The sequence below is a fragment of the Terriglobus sp. ADX1 genome, assembly GCF_036877645.1.
Classification (GTDB): Bacteria; Acidobacteriota; Terriglobia; order Terriglobales; family Acidobacteriaceae; genus Terriglobus.
On the sequence record NZ_JAEDXV010000001.1, the window covers coordinates 285212 to 305809 of the forward strand.

Genomic DNA, 20598 nt, shown 5'->3' on the forward strand with positions numbered 1-20598 from the left:
AGGTACGGATTTCTTGGCGAACGGCACATCGTGGAAGATGAAAGGCACGAAATCGTTGGTGAATCGATTGCGCGTCTTTGCAGCAAGATTCACGCCCCTTATGGTGAGCGACGCTTAGCCGCCGATGTGCACCATGGACCGTGATGGCTTTAGAAATCCTGCTTCACCAATGTGATGCCGCTGTTCCTTACTGTCGACTACGCCGCGAATGTATGCGCGAACACTCGCATTGCATTCACCGCGCCTGATCCTCCCGAACAGATCGTGATCGATTTGAGAAAACAGACACGTGCGCAGCTTGCCGTCACTCGTCACCCGAATGCGGGAGCAGTGCCCACAGAAGGGTCTGGTGACGGGCGCAATCACTCCGAACTCTCCAACGCCGTCGACAAAGCCGTAGCGGCGGGCTGTCTCGCTTAGGGCATTCGGTGGTAGCTCGATCCATTGCTTCACACGGCTGATTCTTTCCAGAATTTCCGCCTCATGCACAACCGTCTCGGGCGACCAGATACGGCCCTCTTCCAGAGGCATGAACTCGATGAATCGCAGAATCACACCTTCCCGCCGTGCGAACTCGGCGAAGCCTTCGATTTGATTGTCATTGAAGCCACGAAGCAAGACGCAATTCACTTTGACTGGACTTAGGCCCGCATCCTGGGCTGCGTGGATACCATCAACGACGTGTTGATAGGCCCGAGGCACTCTTGTGATGCGCTCAAAGGCGGCTGGATCCACGGCGTCCATGCTGACGGTGATACGGCTAAGGCCAGCTTTTTTCAGGTCGTGCGCCATACTTGCGAGGAGATGTCCGTTGGTTGTGATCGCAAGATCAAGCGGTGCTCCGGTCGCCGTGGGCAGGTCATCCGGTCCATACGCGGTTCTCAGGCTTGAAAGCCGACGGATCAGGTCAAGTAGACCCGCGCGCAATAGCGGCTCGCCACCGGTAAGACGAACCTTCTCCACGCCGAGGCTGACCATGAGTCGCACAATGCTTTCGTACTCTGCGATCGAAAGCTCTGCGCTGTCGAAACTCTCTTCACCGGTACGGCAATAGACACAACGGTAGTTGCATCGCTCTGTTACCGAAAGGCGCAGGTCTGTAATGCAGCGACCGAACCGGTCGCGGAGTCGCGGACCGTGATCGGCTGCCAGAGGGAAGGGCTCAATGAGAGCCGCTTCCAGGGATTGCGCTTGTTCCATCAACCATGCCTGCTTCCTGGCACTCTAAACAGTGCTTGCCGCAGGGGCGTCGCTCTTGGGCTTTGAGCCGTCGTTACGTTCCTCATGATGGGGCGGGATTGCGTTCGTGTCCGAGTTGCGCGCGTCCAGCATCTTTTTCACATAGGCAGGACGCAGCGGAATCTGACGCATGGGGCTTCCGGTTGCATCAAAGACGGCGGATGCGATTGCGGATGCGCCAAGTGCGTTTGCTGCTTCTGATCCTTGACCCATTGTTCCGAATTCAGGGCGGTGCAACAGGACTACCTTGCACTCTGGGATTTCAGCCATCGTCAGGATCGGATAGGAATACCAGTCCTGTGCGGTGACGGCACTTTCATTGAAGGGCACTTCCTCATGCAAGGCAATGCTGAGACCCATCATTGCGCCTCCCTGAGCTTGCCGCTTGAGTTGCTCAGGATTGACGACGATACCCGGATCGAGAACGACCGTGTATTTATCCACCTTCACAGCGCCTGTCGCCAGTGTTATGGAAACCTCACACGCGCATCCCCAATATGTTCCGGAACGCAACATCGCAGAAACACCATGGCCACGCACAACGCCAGTACCCATCGAGGTTGCTGTTGGAGCCGGAGTCGGACGAGTCTCCCATCCGGACTCTTCTCGCAAGCGTTTCAGGACATTGATCAGCCGCTCGTCTTTCGCGTGATCCAGACGGAACTGCAGCGGGTCCGCACCTGCCAGGCCCGCGGCCTCAGACATGGCCATTTCGCGTGGGAAGTTTTGCTGAAATTGACCGGGCGTACGCATGGAGTGATCACGAAGGCCAATCGCTACGGGCGACGCTTTCTGCCCTACCTGGTAGGTGCCGTGGGCACGCTCTGCAAGATTTGGAACAGTGTCGTACAGCCATTGATCCGAAGGTCCATTGGCGATGCCGTTGAGAGGTCCGCCCTTCTCGCTTGGCGCGTTCATCGTGGGTAATCCGGCAATGACAGCACCAATCATCCGGTCGTCCTGCATGGCTGGCATGAAGTGGTCGATCTCATATGCCGCGATCTTCCCGTCAGCATTCAGGCCGATCCTCACATCTGCAAACGCGATGGGGGACTGTGTTGACCACTGCATATCGTCATTGCGCATCCACTGAACACGAACCGGCTTGCCCAGCTCTTTCGACAGGATGACAGCTTCGTCCTCCGCACCGGAGTTACCGCCATTTGAGCGGCCGTAGTGTCCAGCACCGGAGTATGTCTTGACGACAACGTTGTTCACCGACGTCCCCAGCATCTTCGCGATCTGCCCGCGTAATGCCTGTGCATTCTGCGTATGTGCGTGCACTGTTACAGAGCCATCCGTCTTGTAATCGGCGACTGCGAGCGTTGGACCAATGGGCGCGTGTTTCCAGTATGGCAGTCGATAGGTGGCTTCCAGCTTCTTGGGTGCAGCTGGCATTGCTGTTGCTGTATCGCCTTTGTTCTTGCGGCCTCTTGCAACCGGCGCAGTCTTCCAATCGGAGTCGTTGCGGAGATGATCCCAGACCTTGTCCTTGCCGGGCAGGCCCTTCCACTCTGTCCACTTCGTCTTACCTGCAACCTGCCATGAAGCCTGGATCGCTTCCCACTCGGTAGGCGCGACCACAGCGACCAAATCACCCTTTACGATCAGCTGCGTATTCGGGAACTTTGCGGTGTCCACCTTGCCCGCTTCTACCAGGTGGGAACCAAGTGTCGCTGGATGAATTACACGAGCGTGCAGCATGCCTGGCAGTTTGACATTGGTGATCCACAACTCTTCGGCCTTCGCCTTACTGCTGATGTTGCTGTTTTTATAGCTCTTGCCTACGACTTTCATTTCGCTGGCGGGCTTGAGCGGCGGATTGCCCGTGATGCGCAAACCGAAGATGCTGGTGAGGTCGCCGCCTACTGGAATGGTGAGTTCCAGATTCTGATCTTTGACCAGGTCGCCGTATGAAACTTGCTTGCCACCGCCGGAGACAACACCATCGGCGACTTTCAGTTGCTCCTTTGGTACACCAAGACGCTGTGAAGCTAACTGCAGAAGTGCCTCTCGCGTATAAGCTGCAGCCTTGCGGATATTCGGCGTGCCTTCACCGAGCAGACCAAATGTGCCGCCGCCTTCAGGCGTTGTGTCCGTGTCGGCAGTCACGACCGTCGTGATGGCCTCGAACGTGACGTCAAGCTCATCTGCAATGATCTGCTTGTATGCGGTGTAGATGGTGCCCTGACCGAAGTCGCTCTTGCCGGTGCGGTACAGCACGGTGTTGTCCGGGCGTATCTCGATCCAGGACTGCGGCAGTGATGCGTCGAACGCGTTGCCGTCAGCACGAAGCACGCTCGCCTTCGCAACACCACCGCGCAACAGGCCGAAGCCCACAAGAAGCGCGCCGCCTGCCTTTACAAAGCCACGGCGTGTGAGTGCCGCACCGTACACGTCTGTTGTGATCGGTTCCAGCTTCGTTTCAAATGTCTCGCCTGTAAGTGCTTCGAGAAGCTGTTCCATCACGCAACTCCTTTGGTCATCAGGTTAGAGGCATGGCGTACCGCATCGACGATGGCGAGGTACGTGCCACAGCGGCAGAGGTGAGGAGAGGGGCCGGATGTAGTGAATGCTTCTTTGATTTCATCCAGGGTAGGATTCGGCTTGCTTTCCAGCAGTTCAGTTGCCTTGATCATCATGCCGCTCTGGCAGAATCCGCACTGGTGAACTTGCTGCTCAATCCAGGCTTCCTGAACCGGATGGAGAACACCCTTTGCTTTGGAAGGAGAAAGATTCTGGTGCATGGCCCAACGCTCGGGCAGCCCTTCCAACGTGGTTACTTCCTTACCCGTAGCCTGAGAGACGGGCGTGATACAGGAACGTATCTCCTTGCCATCCAGTAGCACGGAGCAGGCTCCGCACTGTGCAAGCCCACAACCGAATTGAGGACTCGAGACACCCAATTCGTCCTTCAGCACGTACAGCAGCGGAGTGTCTTGCGAAGAGTTAACCTCACGCATCTTGCCGTTTACCTTGATGGTCTGCATCCAAAACCTCCCGGATCTGCACTTAACTTACGTGGCCACGCGCGATTTCACCGCGTCGAAAAGTAAGAAGAGAGAATCCCGTTCTCATGCTCTCTGGGTCTACTACCCTACCCCTCCCTCAAACGCGAAAGTCGCTTTTCTGGCGAACGGAACAGATCGAGGGGTGAACGCTACGTTCGGGAGGGCTAAATAGTCCCCCGAAGAGACGCGTACGTAGGTTTCGTTATACCGCCGCAGATAAACCGTTCGCCACCGAAATCGGACTGTTTGCCAAGTTCGAAATACCGGCTCGTCGCTTTCCGTACAGATAGATGAATTGATACGTTTAAATTCGTATTATGGCTTTCAAGCGGTTCTCCCTCAACCATCGCCTAACCGCACTTGCGCTGGCTGCATGCACAGTCACATCCTGCACGCTCCATGCCCAGATCGCCGGGGAACTCAAGGGGCGCGTTCTCGATCCGTCCGGCTCTGCTCTCTCCGGTGCCCATGTCACATTGACCCAGATCGCGACGGGCGTTACACAGGAAGCCGTCACCACGTCGGAGGGGCTCTATGACTTCCCGCAACTTGTCTCCGGTGTTTATGCGCTCGATGTCGAGAGGACGGGCTTCGCCCACTATAGGCAGACAGGAATCACCATCACTACGGGCCAGACAGCTGGTCTTGATCTGCCGCTTGCCGTCAGCGGCGCTGACGCTGTCACCGTGAACGCGGATGCTCCGTTGCTGCAGTCGCAAACCAGCAACATTGCCACCACCATTGCCGGCGGCACCATTCAGGCGTTACCGCTCAATTCGCGTAATTTTATTCAACTCGCGCAGCTTGCTCCTGGAGTAGCCCTTCCACCCGGCACGCTGCTGCCACGCATCAACGGTGGCCGTCCGCGTACGAACGAGTATCTTTTTGACGGCATCAGCGCGCTCCAGCCTGAACCTGGGCAAGTCGCCTTCTTTCCCATCCTCGACGACATCGCCGAGTTCACAGTGGAAGCTAACAACGTACCCGCCGAGTTCGGTCGCTTCAACGGCGGTGTCGTGAATGTGGGCACACGCTCCGGCAGCAACGCATTCCATGGCAGCCTCTTTGAGTACATCCGCAACGAAGCGTTCAACGCACGCAATGTCTTCACTACCGCCGGATCGCGCAAGCCGATGTACCGCCGCAATCTTTTCGGTGCGACTCTCGGCGGACCCGCGCTTCACGACAGACTCTTCTTCTTTGCCGACTACCAGGGCATTCTTCAGCGCATCGGCGTCACTCGCATCTCGACGGTGCCTACGCTCAACGAGCGTGCCGGAAACTTCAGTGGCGTCAGCAAAATCTACGACCCCAGCACCACCACCACGGTCGGTGGCCGCCTCACCCGTAGTGAATTTCCTAACGACACGATCACCACGCCGCTTGATCCCACCGCCGTGGCTCTGCTGGCACGTTACCCGTTGCCTACCACTTCAGGGGCAGCCAACAACTACAGCCGCGTTGCTAACGACGACGATCACCAGCAACAGTTCGATATCCGCATTGATGGCGCACGTGGTCAGCATGACCGGGCATTCGCACGCTACAGCTACTACCACGAGGTAGAACAGCCGGCCACGCCACTCCCTGATGGCTCCGGCGCAATCACCGGTTCCGTCATCAACTCCGGTAATGTTGCTGGCCTGACCCACATCACCGGCCAACAGATCGTGCTTAGCGAAACCCACACTTTTTCGCCCACGATCGTGAACAACCTGCACATTGGCTATACGCGCCGAGGCAACACGCAGGCCGGCACTACCCTCAACAACACTGCCTCCAATGCACTGGGTATTCCCGGCATTCCGACGAATGCCGCGTTTAATAACGCGCTGCCACTCTTCACCATTACCGGCTTCACCCAGCTCGGCCAGTCGGCCAGCACCTTTTCGCAGTATCAGACTGCTGTAGGTGAACTCAACGACACCGTTCTTTGGACCAAGGGTGCGCACAGCTTCAAGGCGGGCATTGACGCGCGCCGCTATGAACTGAATGCCATCGCTCCGCCCAACCCGACTGGCTCTTTTGCGTTCACAACGACCGGCACCAATACGACGACGGCAGCACCAGCAGCGGCCGCCAGCACTGGCGGCAATGCACTCGCAAGCTTCCTACTGGGCCAAGTAGATACCTTCTCCATTGATCTGCAGCAACGCACAATCCGCCCACGTGATTACATCTACGAATTCTTCGCGCAGGACGATTGGCGCATGTTGCCAAACCTTGTCATGAATGCGGGGCTTCGCTGGACGCTTCACCTGCCATCTACCGAGACCCGCAACCAGGGTGCCGTCTTCAACCTCGCCACGCAACAGCTTGACTATCTCGGCGTGAATGGCAGTCCACGATCCGCCCGCGAACTGCATTGGGACAACGTGGCGCCGCGCTTCGGTCTCGCTTATTCCGTGAACAACAAAACCATTATTCGGAGTGGGTTTGGAATCGTCTTTATCGACCAGAGCGGCATCACCACACCTTTCACCACGCCGCAGTATCCGTTTATCCAGAACGTGCAGCAGAAGACAACGGACAGCTACACCAAAGCCTTCCAGCTCTCGAGTGGACCCACTGTCTCTCCCATCGCGCTTACGCCCGACGCGGGCCTTGGTCAGTCCGTCTATACCGCCACACGCAAGGCAGGCAGTGGCTATGTACAGCAGTGGAACCTTGCCGTACAGCGCTCCATCACAAACAATCTCTCCGTGGATATCGCCTACGTCGGCTCGCACATCGTGCATGTGGGCATTCCGGACAGTAACCTGAACCAGCTCACCGCGGCGCAGTTGGCGCAAGGCTCATTGCTGACCGCGCAAGTTGCCAATCCCTACTTCGGCATCCTTCCAGCAAGCAGCCCTTTAGGCACCAGGACCATCGCCGCAGGTCAGTTGCTGAAGCCCTATCCCCGTTTTCAGAACGTTTCTATCTATCGCAACAACACGGGGCAGACAAACTACAACGCCATTGAAGCGAAGGTGGAGCAGCGCGTCACACATTCGCTCTCGTTCCTCTTCGCCTACACACACAGCAAGCTCATCGACGATGCGTCCTCCGTCTTTTCCTCGACGGTGCTTTCCTCGCCAAACTCAAGCTCACTTATTGCTGCAGACACTTACCGCCCATATCTTGAGCGCGACTCCTCCAGCGGCGACATGCCCAACGTGACGACGCTATCTGCCACCTACGCCTTCCCGAAACGCATTGGCAATCACGTCGCCACTGCGGCATTCGGCGGTTGGAATCTGAATGCTGTCATGACCCTGCAAAGCGGCATGCCAGTGACGGTGACTCAGTCCACCAATACCAACAGCTTTGCCGGCGTTGCACTCATGCGCCCCAACATGATCGCTAACCCATCCAATCCATCGAACGCACGACCGGTTACGCACTTCTTCAACACTGCGGCATTCACCACGACACCGCAGTTCCAGTTCGGCAACGCCAGCCGCAACCCTGTCCGTGGTCCGGCCTATCGCGATGCCGATCTGTCTCTCGTAAAGCACACCATGCTTGGCGATAAGACCGATTTCGAACTTCGTGCGGAACTCTTCAACATCACCAATACTCCCGGCTACGCGCAACCCAGTGGAGCCTTTGGCACAGCAGCCTTCGGCACGATTACAGCAACCGTGACAGATCCACGTGTCGCGCAGTTTGCCATTCGGTTCAGCCGGTAAGCCTGGAGAGGGGGGAGGACGAGCGAATCGTACCTCCTCTTTATCCGCCGAAGATGCACAATACCTTCATGGCTACTGTTCCTCCGCTTACACCTCGCGAAGCTGCGCGAATGCTTGGCATCAGCTATCCCACCATTAAGCAGTGGATACTTTCCGGCAAGCTTCCAACGGCAGTCACACCTGGTGGACATCACCGTATCGAGCAGGCAGCGCTCAAGCCATTCCTCGCGACAGACAAAGCGAAACCAACGACGGAATCGCGCGAACGTTTCCGTCGCGTCTCCGGACGTAATCAGCTCGTTGGCAAAATCGTGAGTGTGCGGATTGAAGGGCTGTTGGCCCAGGTGGTTATCGCCATCGGCGACCAGCATATCAACAGCATCATCACCGCAGATGCGGCACGCGATCTCGATCTAAAGAAGGGCGATACCGCGGCAGCATTGGTGAAATCCACGGATGTGATGATTGAACGATTAGAAGCGTATTGAGCCGTATCGATTCTAGGGGTAAGTCGTGGCGCCTTCTATTGCTTAGTCGCTGAGTAATGTGATCGTTGCGGCAACTGGCGCACGGATCGTAATGTTGCGGGGGATGGGTTCAACATCTAAACGACCGAGGATGTTGCTTCCATGCGCTTCGACGATCGCGGGGTGCGCTACTTCTTTGCCGTATGAATATCCGAACGGCAACAACAACACAAGCCTTCGATCCTGACTCCGTTCTTGCTTCGGGTTCCCTTTACAAAAAAGAGCTGGCGCGATCTGAAGGTACTTTGGCGCGTTTCGCATGGGCGAATGAGTTCCGCGTCGCTATCGTGAAATGGAAGCCAGTCCCTTGACGGCCTATGTCATTCAGAAACGTACACACTGACGAGGATCATCATGAGCGGAACAATTCCAGAATCCGGCGAGGCTCTGCAGTGAATAAGCACTTCCGTGTGCCCGGTCGACTGGCGCTCAAGCTAGAAGAGTTGGAAGTGCCTGTCGCACGCGTGCTGCGTCAGGCGGGACTTCCGCTCGACCTGTTCCAGCAAGCGCGGGTGCTTGTCGATACGGAAGAGCTTTTCGCGCTTTGGAGAGCCATTGGTCAGATCAGCAAAGATCCAGCTATAGGTCTCAAGCTCGGAACTGAGAACCGGACCGAACGCTTCCATCCCAGCGGGATTGCTGCGCTGTCAACCGAAAGCTTTGGTGCGGCCATAGACCACATGGCACGCTATAAGCAGCTCACGTGCCCCGAGGAAATGCTGCACGAGAGTGATGAGGAGGAGTGGCGCATCCGGTTTCGCTGGACTCTCGCGGTTGAGGAGGAGCCAACGACACTCACCGAGTATTGCTTCGCCTGGATTCAGACGATTGCTCGTCATGGGAGCGGTACGAGAATTACTCCCTTACGACTGGAGTTAGTCCAACCGAGGACCCATATTAGGCTGCTCGAAAGGCACTTCGGCTGCCAGGTTGCTACGGGAGCTTCGCAAAACGCCATCGTTTTCCGCGCTGCAGATCGGAACTGTCCCTTCGTAACGCGCAATGCGGAGTTGCTTGACATGCTGGCACCACAGTTTGATGAGGAGCTAAGGCAGCGCACCGAAGACAGCTTTACCGAACTTGTCCTCGGCGCGATTCAGCACCGGCTGACCGGCCATCGGCCTGCTGTAGAAGACGTCGCTCGCGACCTGCACATGAGTTCGCGAACGTTGCAGCGAAAGCTTCAGGAAGCTGGATCGAGCTATCAACGCGTGCTCGATGAGGCGCGCCACCAGATGGCTCGCTACTACCTCGGCAATTCTGTTTTGGAGTTGAACGAGGCCGCGTACCTCCTTGGCTTCGAGGATTCGAATTCATTCGTCCGTGCATTCAGGACCTGGGAAGGCATTCCTCCCGGCCAGTGGCGCGAGACCCACCGCAACACGAAAGTCAACTAGTTACCAAGCGAAGGAGACTGAATAAAGCCTTACATCATTTGCCATATGACATCGTCGCTCCATGGTCGCATGGATGGCACTTCGTTGAAGGAGACCTCGCCTTACAGAAGAAGGTCACAGCGGCTCAGATCGCGCTTTCTCGTTTGGAGGAAGATCTCGGGGCAGCCTCGATCGAATTGACATCATCAGACATGGATGAGATCACTCAGGCGCTTGCCAAAGCTCCGCTTGATGGAGATCGTTATCCCGAGCATTTGGAGAAGATCACGGGTCGTTAGCTACTGCATCGCGGTGCCCTGGTCTCCCGCTATCCATCGTTTTGCGAACACCACCATCGGGAGGTCCAGAGATGGCGAATCATCAAGAAGACGATATCCAAGCCGTGACATCACTTGAAAAGCTAAGCCGTCGATCGTTCCTCTCCCGTGCTGGTGCGGTTGGGGTTGCGACCGCGACCGGCACGCTTGCAGCTCCCATTGCAGCCGCAGAAATCGCCAGACAAGAAGCCAGCGACCATGCAGATGTTATCCCGGGCACAATTCCGGTGACCCTGCGCGTCAATGGCGAAACGCACCGCGTGCGGATCGATTCGCGAGCGACCGTACTCGATACGTTGCGCGAAACGTTAAACCTTACCGGTACAAAAAAGGGCTGCGATCACGGCCAGTGTGGAGCATGCACAGTTCATGTGGACGGCAAGCGTGCGAATAGCTGCCTGCTGTTCGCTGCGATGCAGCAGGGCAAAGAGATCACCACCATTGAGGGGCTGGGTACGCCGGAAAAGATGCACCCAATGCAGGCCGCCTTTGTTGAACACGACGGGTATCAGTGCGGCTACTGCACCAGTGGGCAAATCATGTCGGCCACGGCGATGCTCAAAGAGCCGTGGGGGCCGGATGACAAGGACGTTCAGGAAGCCCTGAGCGGCAACATCTGCCGCTGCGGAGCGTACCCAAACATTGTGGCGGCTGTGCAAGCCTGCCGCCGTAACGGCATAGTGTAGGAGGCGTTCATGCAGCCCTTTGAACTGATTACGGCGAATACGATTCCTGATGCGGTGAAAGCGCAGGCCTCATCGACAACGGCGCAGCAGGGAGCGCCCGTTCGCTACATCGCGGGGGGAACAAACCTCGTGGACTTCATGAAGCTGAACGTGGAAACACCCAAGCAACTGATCGACATCAACGGCTTGTCCCTCGACAAGGTTGAACAGATGCCCGACAGTTCGGTGAGGATCGGCGCACTGGCTCGCAACAGCGATGTGGCCAATCATGCGCTCATCAAAGAACACTTTCCCGTTCTATCGCAGGCGATCCTCTCGGGTGCTTCAACGCAGCTTCGCAACATGGCCTCAACTGCGGGTAATCTCCTGCAAAAGACCCGCTGCGTCTACTACCGCGATACGGCATCGGCCTGCAACAAGCGTCAGCCGGGGAGTGGATGCGCCGCGATTGGCGGTCATAATCGGATGCTCGCAATTCTTGGCACGAGTGACCACTGCATTGCCAGCAACCCTTCCGATCAAAACGTGGCGCTTGCCGCGCTTGGTGCAACCATCCACATCACCGGGCTTAAGGGCGAACGTTCCGTTCCCATCTCGGAGTTTTATCTTCTTCCCGGCAATACGCCACAGAACGAAACGGTTCTTGCTCCGGGCGACCTCGTCACCCATGTGAGCGTTCCGCTTCTTCCAGCTGGAACCAGGACCGGCTATCTAAAACTACGTGACCGTGCTTCGTATGAGTTTGCGCTTGCGTCCGCTGCTGTTGCGGTGAAGCTGAACGGCGGACGCATCGAGTTCGTTCGGGTTGCACTGGGCGGCGTGGGAACGGTGCCCTGGCGCAGTCATGAAGCAGAGAAGGCATTGCAAGGGAAAGCGCCGACACCGGAGAACTTCCGAGCTGCCGCGGTTGCAGCCATGCATGGTGCGCGCCCGCAGTCGCAAAACGGATTTAAGGTGGAGCTGGCAAAGCGCTGCCTGACCCACGCCCTTACACAAGTGACGCAGCAGGCCTGAGGAGGATAAAGATGGCACAGGAAAAAGCTCCACAGCCCATCACCAACAGTAAAGTGCTTGGCATAGCAACGCCACGCATTGACGGCCCGCTGAAGACCACCGGTAAGGCGATGTATTCGTCCGATCACAACTTTCCCGGACTTGTGTATGCATGGCCGGTGACAGCAACGATCAGCAGCGGAACGGTCACCGGCATTGATTCCGGTGCAGCAAAGCGCATGCCTGGCGTTCTTGCGGTTTATACGCATGAGGACATTGGCGCACTTTACCGGACGCCACCGGCTTCGGGTTTGGTGCTAAAGCAGGACGAGCGCCGTCCTCCGCTGGAAGACACGACGGTACGTTACTACGGTCAGTACATTGCTGTTGCGGTCGCTCAGACAATGGAACAGGCTCGCGCCGCCGCAGAAGCCGTGAAGGTCACGTATAAGAAGGCGAAGCACGATACTGACGAAACCTTGCTTGGCACACCTTTGAGTACGGCAGCGATGAAGCCGGAGTCACACCGTGGCGACACCTCTATAGGCTTTGCAAAATCTCCCGTCAAGCACGACGCGGTTTATAAGACACCATCAGAAACACATAATCCCATTGAACTGCACGCTTCCGTTGCGGTTTACAAGGACGGGAAGTTCACGCTGTATGAGACATCGCAGGCAGTCGTGAATCATCGTGACGTGATGGCGGCAGTCCTCGGTGTTCCACAAGAAAACGTGCAGGTCATCACGCGTTTTCTCGGTTCGGGATTTGGTGGAAAGCTGTGGCCGTGGCCACACTCTGCACTTGCGGGAGCATGCTCGCGGAATCTAAATCGGCCCGTGAAGCTGGTCGTCAGCCGTTCGATGATGTTCCAAAGCGTTGGTCACCGTCCTGCTATCGATCAGCAAATTCAACTCGGTGCGGAGACAAACGGCAAGCTGACCACCATCGTGCACAACTACGTGAATCACACGTCGATGCTCGACGACTACGAAGAGTCATGTGGCGAGGCTACCGCTCTCATGTATTCATGCCCCAACGTAAGCGTCACCAGTGGCCTGGCGCGCCGCAACATCGGAACTCCGACAGCCATGCGCGGCCCGGGAGCCGTTCCGGGACTGTACGCGCTTGAAAGCGCGATGGATGAACTCGCCGTGAAGTTGAAGATTGATCCCGTACAGCTTCGCCTAATGAATGAACCCCAGAAGGACGAGAGCAGTGGTAAGCCCTTTTCCTCGCGGCATCTCGTCGAGTGCCTCACGGTTGGTTCTGAGAAGTTCGGTTGGAGCAAGCGAAATCCTGCTGTGGGTTCCATGAAGAATGCCGAAGGCATGACGTTAGGCTGGGGTGTTGCGGCCTGTTCCTGGGGCGCGATGCGAACCAATGCGTCCGCCACTGTGGAACTGCTCACTGACGGCACGGCCCGCGTGACGTGCGCCACACAGGACATAGGCGGCGGAACTTACACAATCTTTGCGCAACTGGTGTCGCATGAGACCGGCATCCCATTAAACAAAGTGGAAGTTGTCTTAGGTGACACACGCCTGCCGGAAGGGCCAGTGAGCGGTGGCTCCTGGACAACGGCCACTGTTACGCCGGCCGTTCTTGAAGCTACGCAGAATGCGGTGAAGACTCTTCTGGAGGCTGCATTGAAAGCTCCCGGATCACCCTTCGCGGGTAAGAAAATGGAGGATCTCGAACTCGCAGACGGAATGGTTCGATTGAAGGAACAGCCCTCAAAAAAGCTCTCGCAGGGAGATGTACTGCGAATGGCGAACGTGAAAGCGGCAAGCGGCACTGCGAAATCCGAAGGCACCATGGGCGGAAAGACTGACTACTCCTTCCATAGCTTCGGCGCCCAGTTTGCAGAGGTCACCTGGCAGCCGGAGATTGCACGCCTCCGTGTCAGCCGTATCGTGACGGTTATTGATGCTGGACGCATGTTGAACCCGCGTGCGGCACAGAACCAAATCGAAGGAGCTGTGGTGATGGGCATTGGCATGGCAATGTTGGAGAATACGGAATACGATCAACGCACCGGTGCGCCCATTAACTCTAACCTTGCTGACTACATCGTTGCTGTGAACGCGGACTGTCCCAAAATTGACGTGACCTTCCTGGATTATCCGGACTACAAGTTGAACGCTCTCGGCGCTCGTGGTGTGGGTGAAATCGGTATGGCCGGCGTTGCTGCAGCGATCACGGGTGCGGTTTATCACGCGACTGGTGTCAGGGTCCGCAAGCTGCCGATTCGTATCGAAGACTTGCTGGAAGCGTCCGGCCCAAAGATGCATGTCGCATAGTCGAAATCGCAACCGACTCAACTCATAGAAGCAAAACCACAAGGAGAAACTAGGTGGAGATCAAGCGTGTAGGTACACAGTCGTCGGCAGTGGGGCCGGCAGAGTACTTTACAGGGACTGTGAGAGTTGACCAACCCTTTCAAGGCACGGAACCAGCCCGCGTGGGAGGTGCGACTGTGACGTTTGAACCCTCTTCCCGTACTGCCTGGCATACGCATCCGCTTGGGCAGACACTTATTGTTGTGGCAGGGTGCGGCTGGGTTCAGCGCGAAGGCGGTCCCATCGAAGAGATTCGCCCCGGCGATATCGTTTGGTTTGCGCCTGGCGAGAAGCACTGGCACGGTGCAACAGAAACGACAGGAATGAGCCACATTGCGATTGCAGAAAAACTGGATGGCAAGGCGGTGGACTGGATGGAAAAGGTGACAGACGAACAGTACAGGGGTCGCGCGTAACCCTTCAAGGGTAAGGTACAGCATGGAACTGGAACGGCAAGTCGAACTTTGGAAACGTGCAAGAGCTCGTGGCGAGGATGTGTATCTCGCCACGGTTGTGCATGTCCAGGGATCCTCTTACCGTAAGCCGGGTGCTCGCATGCTTGTGACTTCTAGCGGCGAGCGCGCCGGCACCATTAGCGGAGGATGTCTTGAAGCGGAAGTGAGTCGCAAGATTGCCTGGCTCACACAAGATGGCTCTTACATTCAGAGTTATCAGTCGTCCTTCGATGACGATAACGAGGGCGTGCCATACGGGCTCGGATGTGGCGGCACTATCTGGATACTTATGGAGACAGGCGAGAGCGTGCACAAGGTGATGGCTGCAACGCAACAGGCACTGGATCTAAGGATCGCCTCCGTCACCGTGGCCTTCCTTGCGCCTGAATGTCGCACCGTTGTGGTGGATACACAGCACATGGAGCATTCAGAAATCGGCAGCGCTGAACAGCTTTCAGACCTTATAAAAGAATCTTTTTCTCAAGGCCGAGTCCTCGCGCAATCTTCTGATGATCCGTCTCTTCTCCCGAAAGCTCTTTGCATCCCGATCATGCCTCCACCACGACTGCACGTGTTCGGTGCCGGCGATGATGCGCAACCCATCGTTCGTTTTGCAGCGGAGCTAGGTTGGGAAGTAACGGTTGCCGACGGACGACGCCACTTGCTACGCCAGGAGCGGTTTCCGGAAGCACGTCACCTGGAATTGATCCCATTCGATGACTCTGACTCATCGGATGCACGTGAGATTTCAAGTGAGCTTGGCGTCCATGACGGCGACAGCGTCGTCATCCTCACGCATTCATATGAACAGGATCGAGCGATCCTGAAGCGTTTGCTAGCAAAGCCCTTGCACTATCTGGGAATACTTGGGCCGCTGCAACGCACCCAACGTATTATCAACTCAATCTCTGAATACGTTGGCCTCTCAGCCGAAGAGTGTCTCTCTCGTCTTCATGCGCCGGTCGGCCTCAGTATTGGATCCGGAAATCCTGCGGTGATTGCTTTGGCCATCGTTGCGGAGATACAGGCAGAGATGGAAGGTGTCAACGTCAGCGTGGCTCGGCCAGGGCACTTGGTACGTGCCAATTCGCTATCCTCCAGCACGTTTCGATCAATGGTGCCGATTTCGTAAGCGTCATTGATCGTTCGCCATCCACTTGGCGTTCTCTGCTAGAGAAATGGCGCGTTGCGCATATCCTCGATTCGTCGATCCCTCTACTGTTGAACCTGTGATAGCCCGGCATCCAAGCTATGGCCGTGAAGACTCAAACAGGTTGAGGAGTGAAAAGAATGGCGCCGAATCCAGTCGCACAAAAGAATCACGATGAGCTGCTGCCGAATTACGTTTCTACCATGGCTGTAAGTGATCCAGAGTTGATCGAAGTATTCGATAACTTCGCCTTTGATGAAGTTCTTCAGCACGGCAATCTTGATAAGCGGACTCGTCTGATGGTTCAGCTTGCAGCGATCATCGCGTCTCACGCCGTAATGGAATATCGTGTGATGCTGGGCGGTGCGCTCAATATGGGTGTCACACCGGTCGAGGCAAAAGAGGTCTTGTATCAGGCTGTGCCGTATGTCGGTATCGCAAAGGTCATCGATTTTCTTTATCTGACGAATGAAGTTATGAGGGAGCGCGGCATCGAGCTTCCGCTGCCTGGGCAGGCTACGACAACTCCGGAAACGCGCTATGAAAAGGGGCGCGCCATCCAAGCCCAGATCATTAGCCAGGACCGAGTCGATAGACTCTATGCGTTCGCGCCCGTAGACGAGCAGCACATTCAACGCTATCTCTCGGCAAACTGCTTTGGTGATTATTTGACTCGCACAGGGTTGGATATCCCCACGCGTGAGTTGCTTACATTCAGTATGCTTGTCGCGCTCGGAGGTTGTGACGCGCAAGTCAAAGGACATGTCAGTGCGAACCTCCACGTCGGCAACGATCGCGCAAAGCTGATTGACGTCCTCACTCAACTGGTTCCATTCATCGGCTATCCTCGTACGCTCAATGGCCTTCGTGTTGTCGACGAGGTAGTTCCTGCACCAGACATGAAGGTGACCGCATGAGCGCAGACCGTCTGACCGTCCTGGTAGTAGGCGCGAGTGGAAGCATTGGCTCGCTCGTTGTCGCGGAAGCGCTGAAGCAAGGGCATTCTGTACGCGCGCTGGTCCGTAATCAAACGCGTGCGCGTATGCTACCGCGTGAAGCCGAGATTGCCGTCGGTGATCTGACACAGCCGGAGTCACTCAAGCCTGCCATCGCTGGCATGGATGCCATTGTCTTCACACATGGTTCGGATGGAGAAGGGAAGTGCGGAGCAGAGACGATTGACTATGGCGGTGTGCGCAACATCCTGAACGCTCTCGGAGCCGCGAGGCCACGCATCGCGCTGATGACTGCCATCGGTGTCACGAATCGTGACGGAGCATACAATCGTTCGACGGAAGCTCACGATTGGAAGCGTCGTTCGGAGCGATTGGTACGTGCGGGAGGGTTTCCGTACACCATCGTCCGACCCGGTTGGTTTGACTACAACAAGTCAGACGAGAATCAGCTCATCTTCCTCCAGGGAGACACACGTCAGGCTGGCAATTCCAGTGACGGAGTGATCGCTCGATCGCAGATCGCGCAGGTGCTCGTAAGCAGCTTGACCTCGCAACCTGCCCTCGGCAAGACATTCGAACTGGTGGCAGAGAAGGGTCCTGCGCAAGAGGACCTGGACCCAATCTTTGCGGCTCTGGATGCGGACCTTCCCGGAGCGGTCGACGGCGTTCGGGACATGCCCAATCAGCCGCTGGACAAAGAACCCCAGCGTGTCCTGGAAGATCTGCGGAAGCTTGCGGCAGGCGCGGTGGACGGGAACTGAATCATGAAAACCGAATTGCCCATCCTACTCGCAAGCCTGTTCTTGCGCCTCTGTTTCGGTTTTCTCACAGAAGATGACGCTCGCCAAAGTCGGACTCGGAATGGCTGAGGCCGAGGCCAGGCAAGCTCTCAGTCCAAGTTCTCCGCGCTATATCGATCCGGCGTCAGCCTGAGCAGGCGTGCGATATCTGTGCCTTAAACCAGTTTGTCTCTCAACATCCGTAGCAGTAAGGTCACAGAGTTCTGAGGAGAGGAAGAAAAGTATGCCAAGCGTAATAGTTGTGATCGGAGCCGGATCCATCGGTCAGGCCATCGTCAGGCGAGTCGCGCCAGGAAAGCATGTCCTCCTCGCCGATCTGAAAAAAGAGAACGCCGAGGCCGCTGCCAAGGTTCTGACGGACGCGGGGTTCAGCGTGGCGACAGCTTCCGTGGATGTGTCCTCCCGCCAGTCCGTCGAAACACTCGTCGAGACAGCCACCAAAATTGGCAGTGTGACCGGCCTCATCCACGCTGCGGGCGTTTCGCCGACGCAAGCATCGCCTGAGACCATCCTCAAGGTGGATCTGTATGGGACAGCGCTGGCCCTGGAACTCTTCGGCAACGTGATCGCCGAAGGCGGCTCAGGCATTGTGATCGGATCGCAATCCGGACACCGTCTGCCGCCGCTCAGCGTAGAGCAAAATGCAAGCCTGGCGACCATCCCCGTTGAAGATCTGTTGAGCCTGCCATTCTTGCAACTCGATCAGGTAAAGGACTCCCTTCACGCCTACCAGCTCTCTAAGCGCGGAAACTCCCTGCGTGTCATGGCCGAAGCCGTGCGTTGGGGAAAGCGAGGAGCGCGAATCAACACGATCAGCCCTGGGATCATCATCACACCGCTTGCGAATGACGAACTGGCAGGGCCACGTGGCCCGGGATACCGTCGCATGATCGAGATATCTGCAGCAGGGCGTGCGGGAACCCCGGACGAGGTAGGAACAGTTGGCGCCTTGCTGATGGGATCTGAAGGAGCTTTTATCACCGGAAGCGACTTTCTTATGGACGGCGGAGTGACCGCCGCTTATTGGTTCGGAGACCTCGCACCGAAAGAATAGCTACTGGAACACAAACAGGTGGCGAATAGTCTCCAATCAGAGATCCCCAATGCATTTCTGCGTTCGCCTTCGCGATGAAAACAGAGATCTCCTCAGAGACCCTAGCTTTGAAGACGTTCGTAGAGCCTGCGTTCCCCAGCACACTATCTACTTGGCATGCAGTGAGACGATACGTCTCCATCACTGCTGTACGTTTGGCGCGGTCCGCGGGAGCGTACAAAGGCGTTGCATAGCTCACGCATCACGCCTTCGATTGTCCCGTGGTGGATGTTCGGATCGGTGCCAGTCAATCACTCAGCGGTTTCTGAAGTCGACGTTGCCGCGACTCAAAAACAAACCAAGTATGGCGTTCAGGATTGAGAATCTCTCAAGTGCTTGTGAGGCCCAACTCATACGGCATGTTGAATGAGGCGGGTTGCGCAGAAGAGAAACTCACACTGATCGCAACCTGGCGCGAACGAGAAGGCGGTTGTATCGTTGCGCCACGATGAAAGGTATATTCGCGCCAATTGCATAACCTGTCATAAGGATGGAAGCCCACACGGGATTCCATATCCATGAGGGAAGGATTAGCGCAAATTGCAACCAATGCGCGGTTTCGGCACGGCGCGTGTCGGTGACGAATCGCAAGACATCGGTCTGGCAGTATGGCTTAACGTGTTTAATCGTTCCGCCAACCAAAGAGGCTGCGTCGGGGAGAACCTTCTTCCAGCGATGGACAGCCAAAGCACGATACAAACGGCGAGACCGTTCAAAATTCCGCGGACGTGTAATCCAGGTATCCGTTGAAAAGAAGCGGTCCGGAATGCGAACCAGTACGGCGCTTACTGAGAGCTGTACGACGGGACAGTAGATGATATCGACCAACGCGACTAAAGTCCTGGTCATACGTTCCGTCCACGCCAATTGGTGCGCTGCCCCAAGGCTCTCCGAAGAAAAGAACGAGTGAAGACAAGGAAGAAAAAGACGAGCGGCAGCGGAAATAGCAAGCAGGTCCAGGGGCGGAACGTCCCAATCTCCCGAGCAAAAAAATAAACCTGGGTTACCGCCAGCAGATAAAGCAATTCTGCCATCCATCGCTGCTGGTGTGGCGTAACCCACAACAGAATCGTCGTTGAAGCCAATACGGAGAGCCATAAAATGGAAACCAGTAAAACGCGGATATCCGTTGACTGCGCTCCATCTGCAAAGGCTTTTGTCCATCCGTCGGATAGTTGTTGAAGGCCCTCCGGGAACATCCTCATATGCAATGTTCCTTTCCCGCCAAAGCATCGGATTCGTGCACCGGCCGCTTCCAGTTGGCGCGCCATATGAAAGTTCTCCAACACGAAATTGCCTACAGCGGCATGACCTCCGACTTTGTCGTAGAGCGCATGTTGTATCAACAGAGACTGGCCGAAAAGACGCGGAGGCTGAAATGCCCCGAAGCCGCCGGCTCCGAAGGCCATCAACAGGTTGAAGAATAGGGAAAGCTCCTCGTAAGGCTTTTTTGTGATGGCAAACGGAAGCACGGAAATCGCAGTGCCACTGGCCGCTGGGGCATAGGATTGCAGAACACGAGAAAGACCGTTCCCTATAAAGAACGTGTCTGCGTCGAGAAACAACAGGTGAGACACATCCGTACTCGTGGCTCCCTTGAAGCAAGCCCAGGCTTTGCCCGTAACGTTTTGTGGTGGCTCGCCTGGATGGATGATCCGTGTATGATAGCTCTCCGCAATCGCCGGTGTTCTATCAGTTGAGCCGTCATCAACAACGATGACCTCCGCCAGAGCCGGATGATGCTGGATTGATTCCAATAAACGCGGAAGATTCCGTTCTTCGTTTCGTGCCGGAATAATAATCGCAACCCGCTCATCCTCAGAGGAACCGGAACCATCTTGCGGAGACGCATACAGTGGTACGCGTGCCATGAGCAGAAACCCACTGAGCAATCCCATTCCGCAGAGGATGAGCAGCAGAATCATCTCTGCAACTGCTCCAAAATCATACGAGCCGCA

At 56.4% G+C, this 20598-nt stretch carries 18 protein-coding genes; 12 read left to right on the plus strand and 6 right to left on the minus strand.

Translation table 11 applies throughout. The features are described from left to right. Nucleotides 1–114: 114 nt before the first annotated feature. Genes moaA through JAO32_RS01325 form a run of 3 tightly spaced genes read right to left on the minus strand, consistent with a single transcriptional unit; the run spans nt 115 to nt 4229 of the window. Nucleotides 115–1200, minus strand: coding sequence for a GTP 3',8-cyclase MoaA (gene moaA, locus JAO32_RS01315; RefSeq protein ID WP_334236742.1), 1086 nt, complete (start codon nt 1198–1200; stop codon nt 115–117). A 24-nt stretch (nt 1201–1224) separates the two neighbouring features. After that, on the minus strand, nt 1225–3705 hold the full coding sequence (locus tag JAO32_RS01320) for a xanthine dehydrogenase family protein molybdopterin-binding subunit (protein WP_334236743.1): 2481 nt from the start codon (nt 3703–3705) through the stop codon (nt 1225–1227). Beyond that, nucleotides 3705–4229 (minus strand): (2Fe-2S)-binding protein, encoded by a 525-nt coding sequence (locus JAO32_RS01325; RefSeq protein WP_334236744.1) that lies wholly within the window; start codon nt 4227–4229, stop codon nt 3705–3707. Before JAO32_RS01325 ends, JAO32_RS01320 begins: the two co-directional genes overlap by 1 nt. Nucleotides 4230–4567: 338 nt before the next feature. On the opposite strand from JAO32_RS01325, the gene JAO32_RS01330 reads away from it, so the two are divergent. Together JAO32_RS01330 and JAO32_RS01335 are read left to right on the plus strand one after the other, a co-directional pair. Continuing rightward, the gene (locus tag JAO32_RS01330) at nt 4568–7924 is read left to right on the plus strand and encodes a TonB-dependent receptor (protein ID WP_334236745.1); all 3357 of its coding nucleotides are present in this window, start codon (nt 4568–4570) and stop codon (nt 7922–7924) included. Nucleotides 7925–7992: 68 nt separating this feature from the next. Further along, nucleotides 7993–8412, plus strand: a complete 420-nt coding sequence (locus JAO32_RS01335) for a helix-turn-helix transcriptional regulator (protein WP_334236746.1) — start codon at nt 7993–7995, stop codon at nt 8410–8412. Between the two features lie 42 nt (nt 8413–8454). On the opposite strand, the gene JAO32_RS01340 is transcribed toward JAO32_RS01335, so the two are convergent. Continuing rightward, nucleotides 8455–8622, minus strand: a complete 168-nt coding sequence (locus tag JAO32_RS01340; protein WP_334236747.1) for a hypothetical protein — start codon at nt 8620–8622, stop codon at nt 8455–8457. 239 nt (nt 8623–8861) lie between these two features. Here JAO32_RS01340 and JAO32_RS01345 point away from each other — a divergent pair, with 239 nt between their 5' ends. The 10 genes from JAO32_RS01345 to JAO32_RS01390 all read left to right on the plus strand — a co-directional run bounded on the left by JAO32_RS01345 (nt 8862) and on the right by JAO32_RS01390 (nt 18601). Next, nucleotides 8862–9848 (plus strand): AraC family transcriptional regulator, encoded by a 987-nt coding sequence (locus JAO32_RS01345; RefSeq protein WP_334236748.1) that lies wholly within the window; start codon nt 8862–8864, stop codon nt 9846–9848. A 38-nt stretch (nt 9849–9886) separates the two neighbouring features. Further along, complete coding sequence (locus JAO32_RS01350) at nt 9887–10126, plus strand: hypothetical protein (RefSeq protein ID WP_334236749.1); 240 nt, start codon at nt 9887–9889, stop codon at nt 10124–10126. A 71-nt stretch (nt 10127–10197) separates the two neighbouring features. Then, entirely contained in the window at nt 10198–10851 is a 654-nt protein-coding gene (locus JAO32_RS01355; RefSeq protein ID WP_334236750.1) for a (2Fe-2S)-binding protein, read from the plus strand. Nucleotides 10852–10860: 9 nt separating this feature from the next. Next, the gene (locus JAO32_RS01360) at nt 10861–11865 is read left to right on the plus strand and encodes an FAD binding domain-containing protein (RefSeq protein ID WP_334236751.1); all 1005 of its coding nucleotides are present in this window, start codon (nt 10861–10863) and stop codon (nt 11863–11865) included. Nucleotides 11866–11876: 11 nt separating this feature from the next. Then, nucleotides 11877–14147, plus strand: a complete 2271-nt coding sequence (locus JAO32_RS01365; protein WP_334236752.1) for a xanthine dehydrogenase family protein molybdopterin-binding subunit — start codon at nt 11877–11879, stop codon at nt 14145–14147. 53 nt (nt 14148–14200) lie between these two features. Continuing rightward, nucleotides 14201–14602, plus strand: a complete 402-nt coding sequence (locus JAO32_RS01370; protein ID WP_334236753.1) for a (R)-mandelonitrile lyase — start codon at nt 14201–14203, stop codon at nt 14600–14602. A gap of 22 nt (nt 14603–14624) precedes the next feature. Then, a complete protein-coding gene (locus JAO32_RS01375) occupies nt 14625–15773 on the plus strand; it encodes an XdhC family protein (protein ID WP_334236754.1) in 1149 nt (382 codons plus the stop codon). Between the two features lie 158 nt (nt 15774–15931). Continuing rightward, a complete protein-coding gene (locus JAO32_RS01380; protein ID WP_334236755.1) occupies nt 15932–16708 on the plus strand; it encodes a carboxymuconolactone decarboxylase family protein in 777 nt (258 codons plus the stop codon). After that, nucleotides 16705–17508: an SDR family oxidoreductase gene (locus tag JAO32_RS01385; protein ID WP_334236756.1), complete on the plus strand. Its 804-nt coding sequence runs from the start codon at nt 16705–16707 to the stop codon at nt 17506–17508. Before JAO32_RS01380 ends, JAO32_RS01385 begins: the two co-directional genes overlap by 4 nt. A gap of 262 nt (nt 17509–17770) precedes the next feature. Then, entirely contained in the window at nt 17771–18601 is an 831-nt protein-coding gene (locus JAO32_RS01390) for an SDR family oxidoreductase (RefSeq protein ID WP_334236757.1), read from the plus strand. Nucleotides 18602–19033: 432 nt separating this feature from the next. Here JAO32_RS01390 and JAO32_RS19985 read toward each other — a convergent pair whose 3' ends face one another. Together JAO32_RS19985 and JAO32_RS01395 are read right to left on the minus strand one after the other, a co-directional pair. After that, a complete protein-coding gene (locus JAO32_RS19985; RefSeq protein WP_443082563.1) occupies nt 19034–19489 on the minus strand; it encodes a hypothetical protein in 456 nt (151 codons plus the stop codon). Continuing rightward, entirely contained in the window at nt 19486–20565 is a 1080-nt protein-coding gene (locus JAO32_RS01395; protein ID WP_334236758.1) for a glycosyltransferase, read from the minus strand. The genes JAO32_RS19985 and JAO32_RS01395 overlap by 4 nt, the downstream gene beginning before the upstream one ends. Nucleotides 20566–20598: the final 33 nt, after the last annotated feature.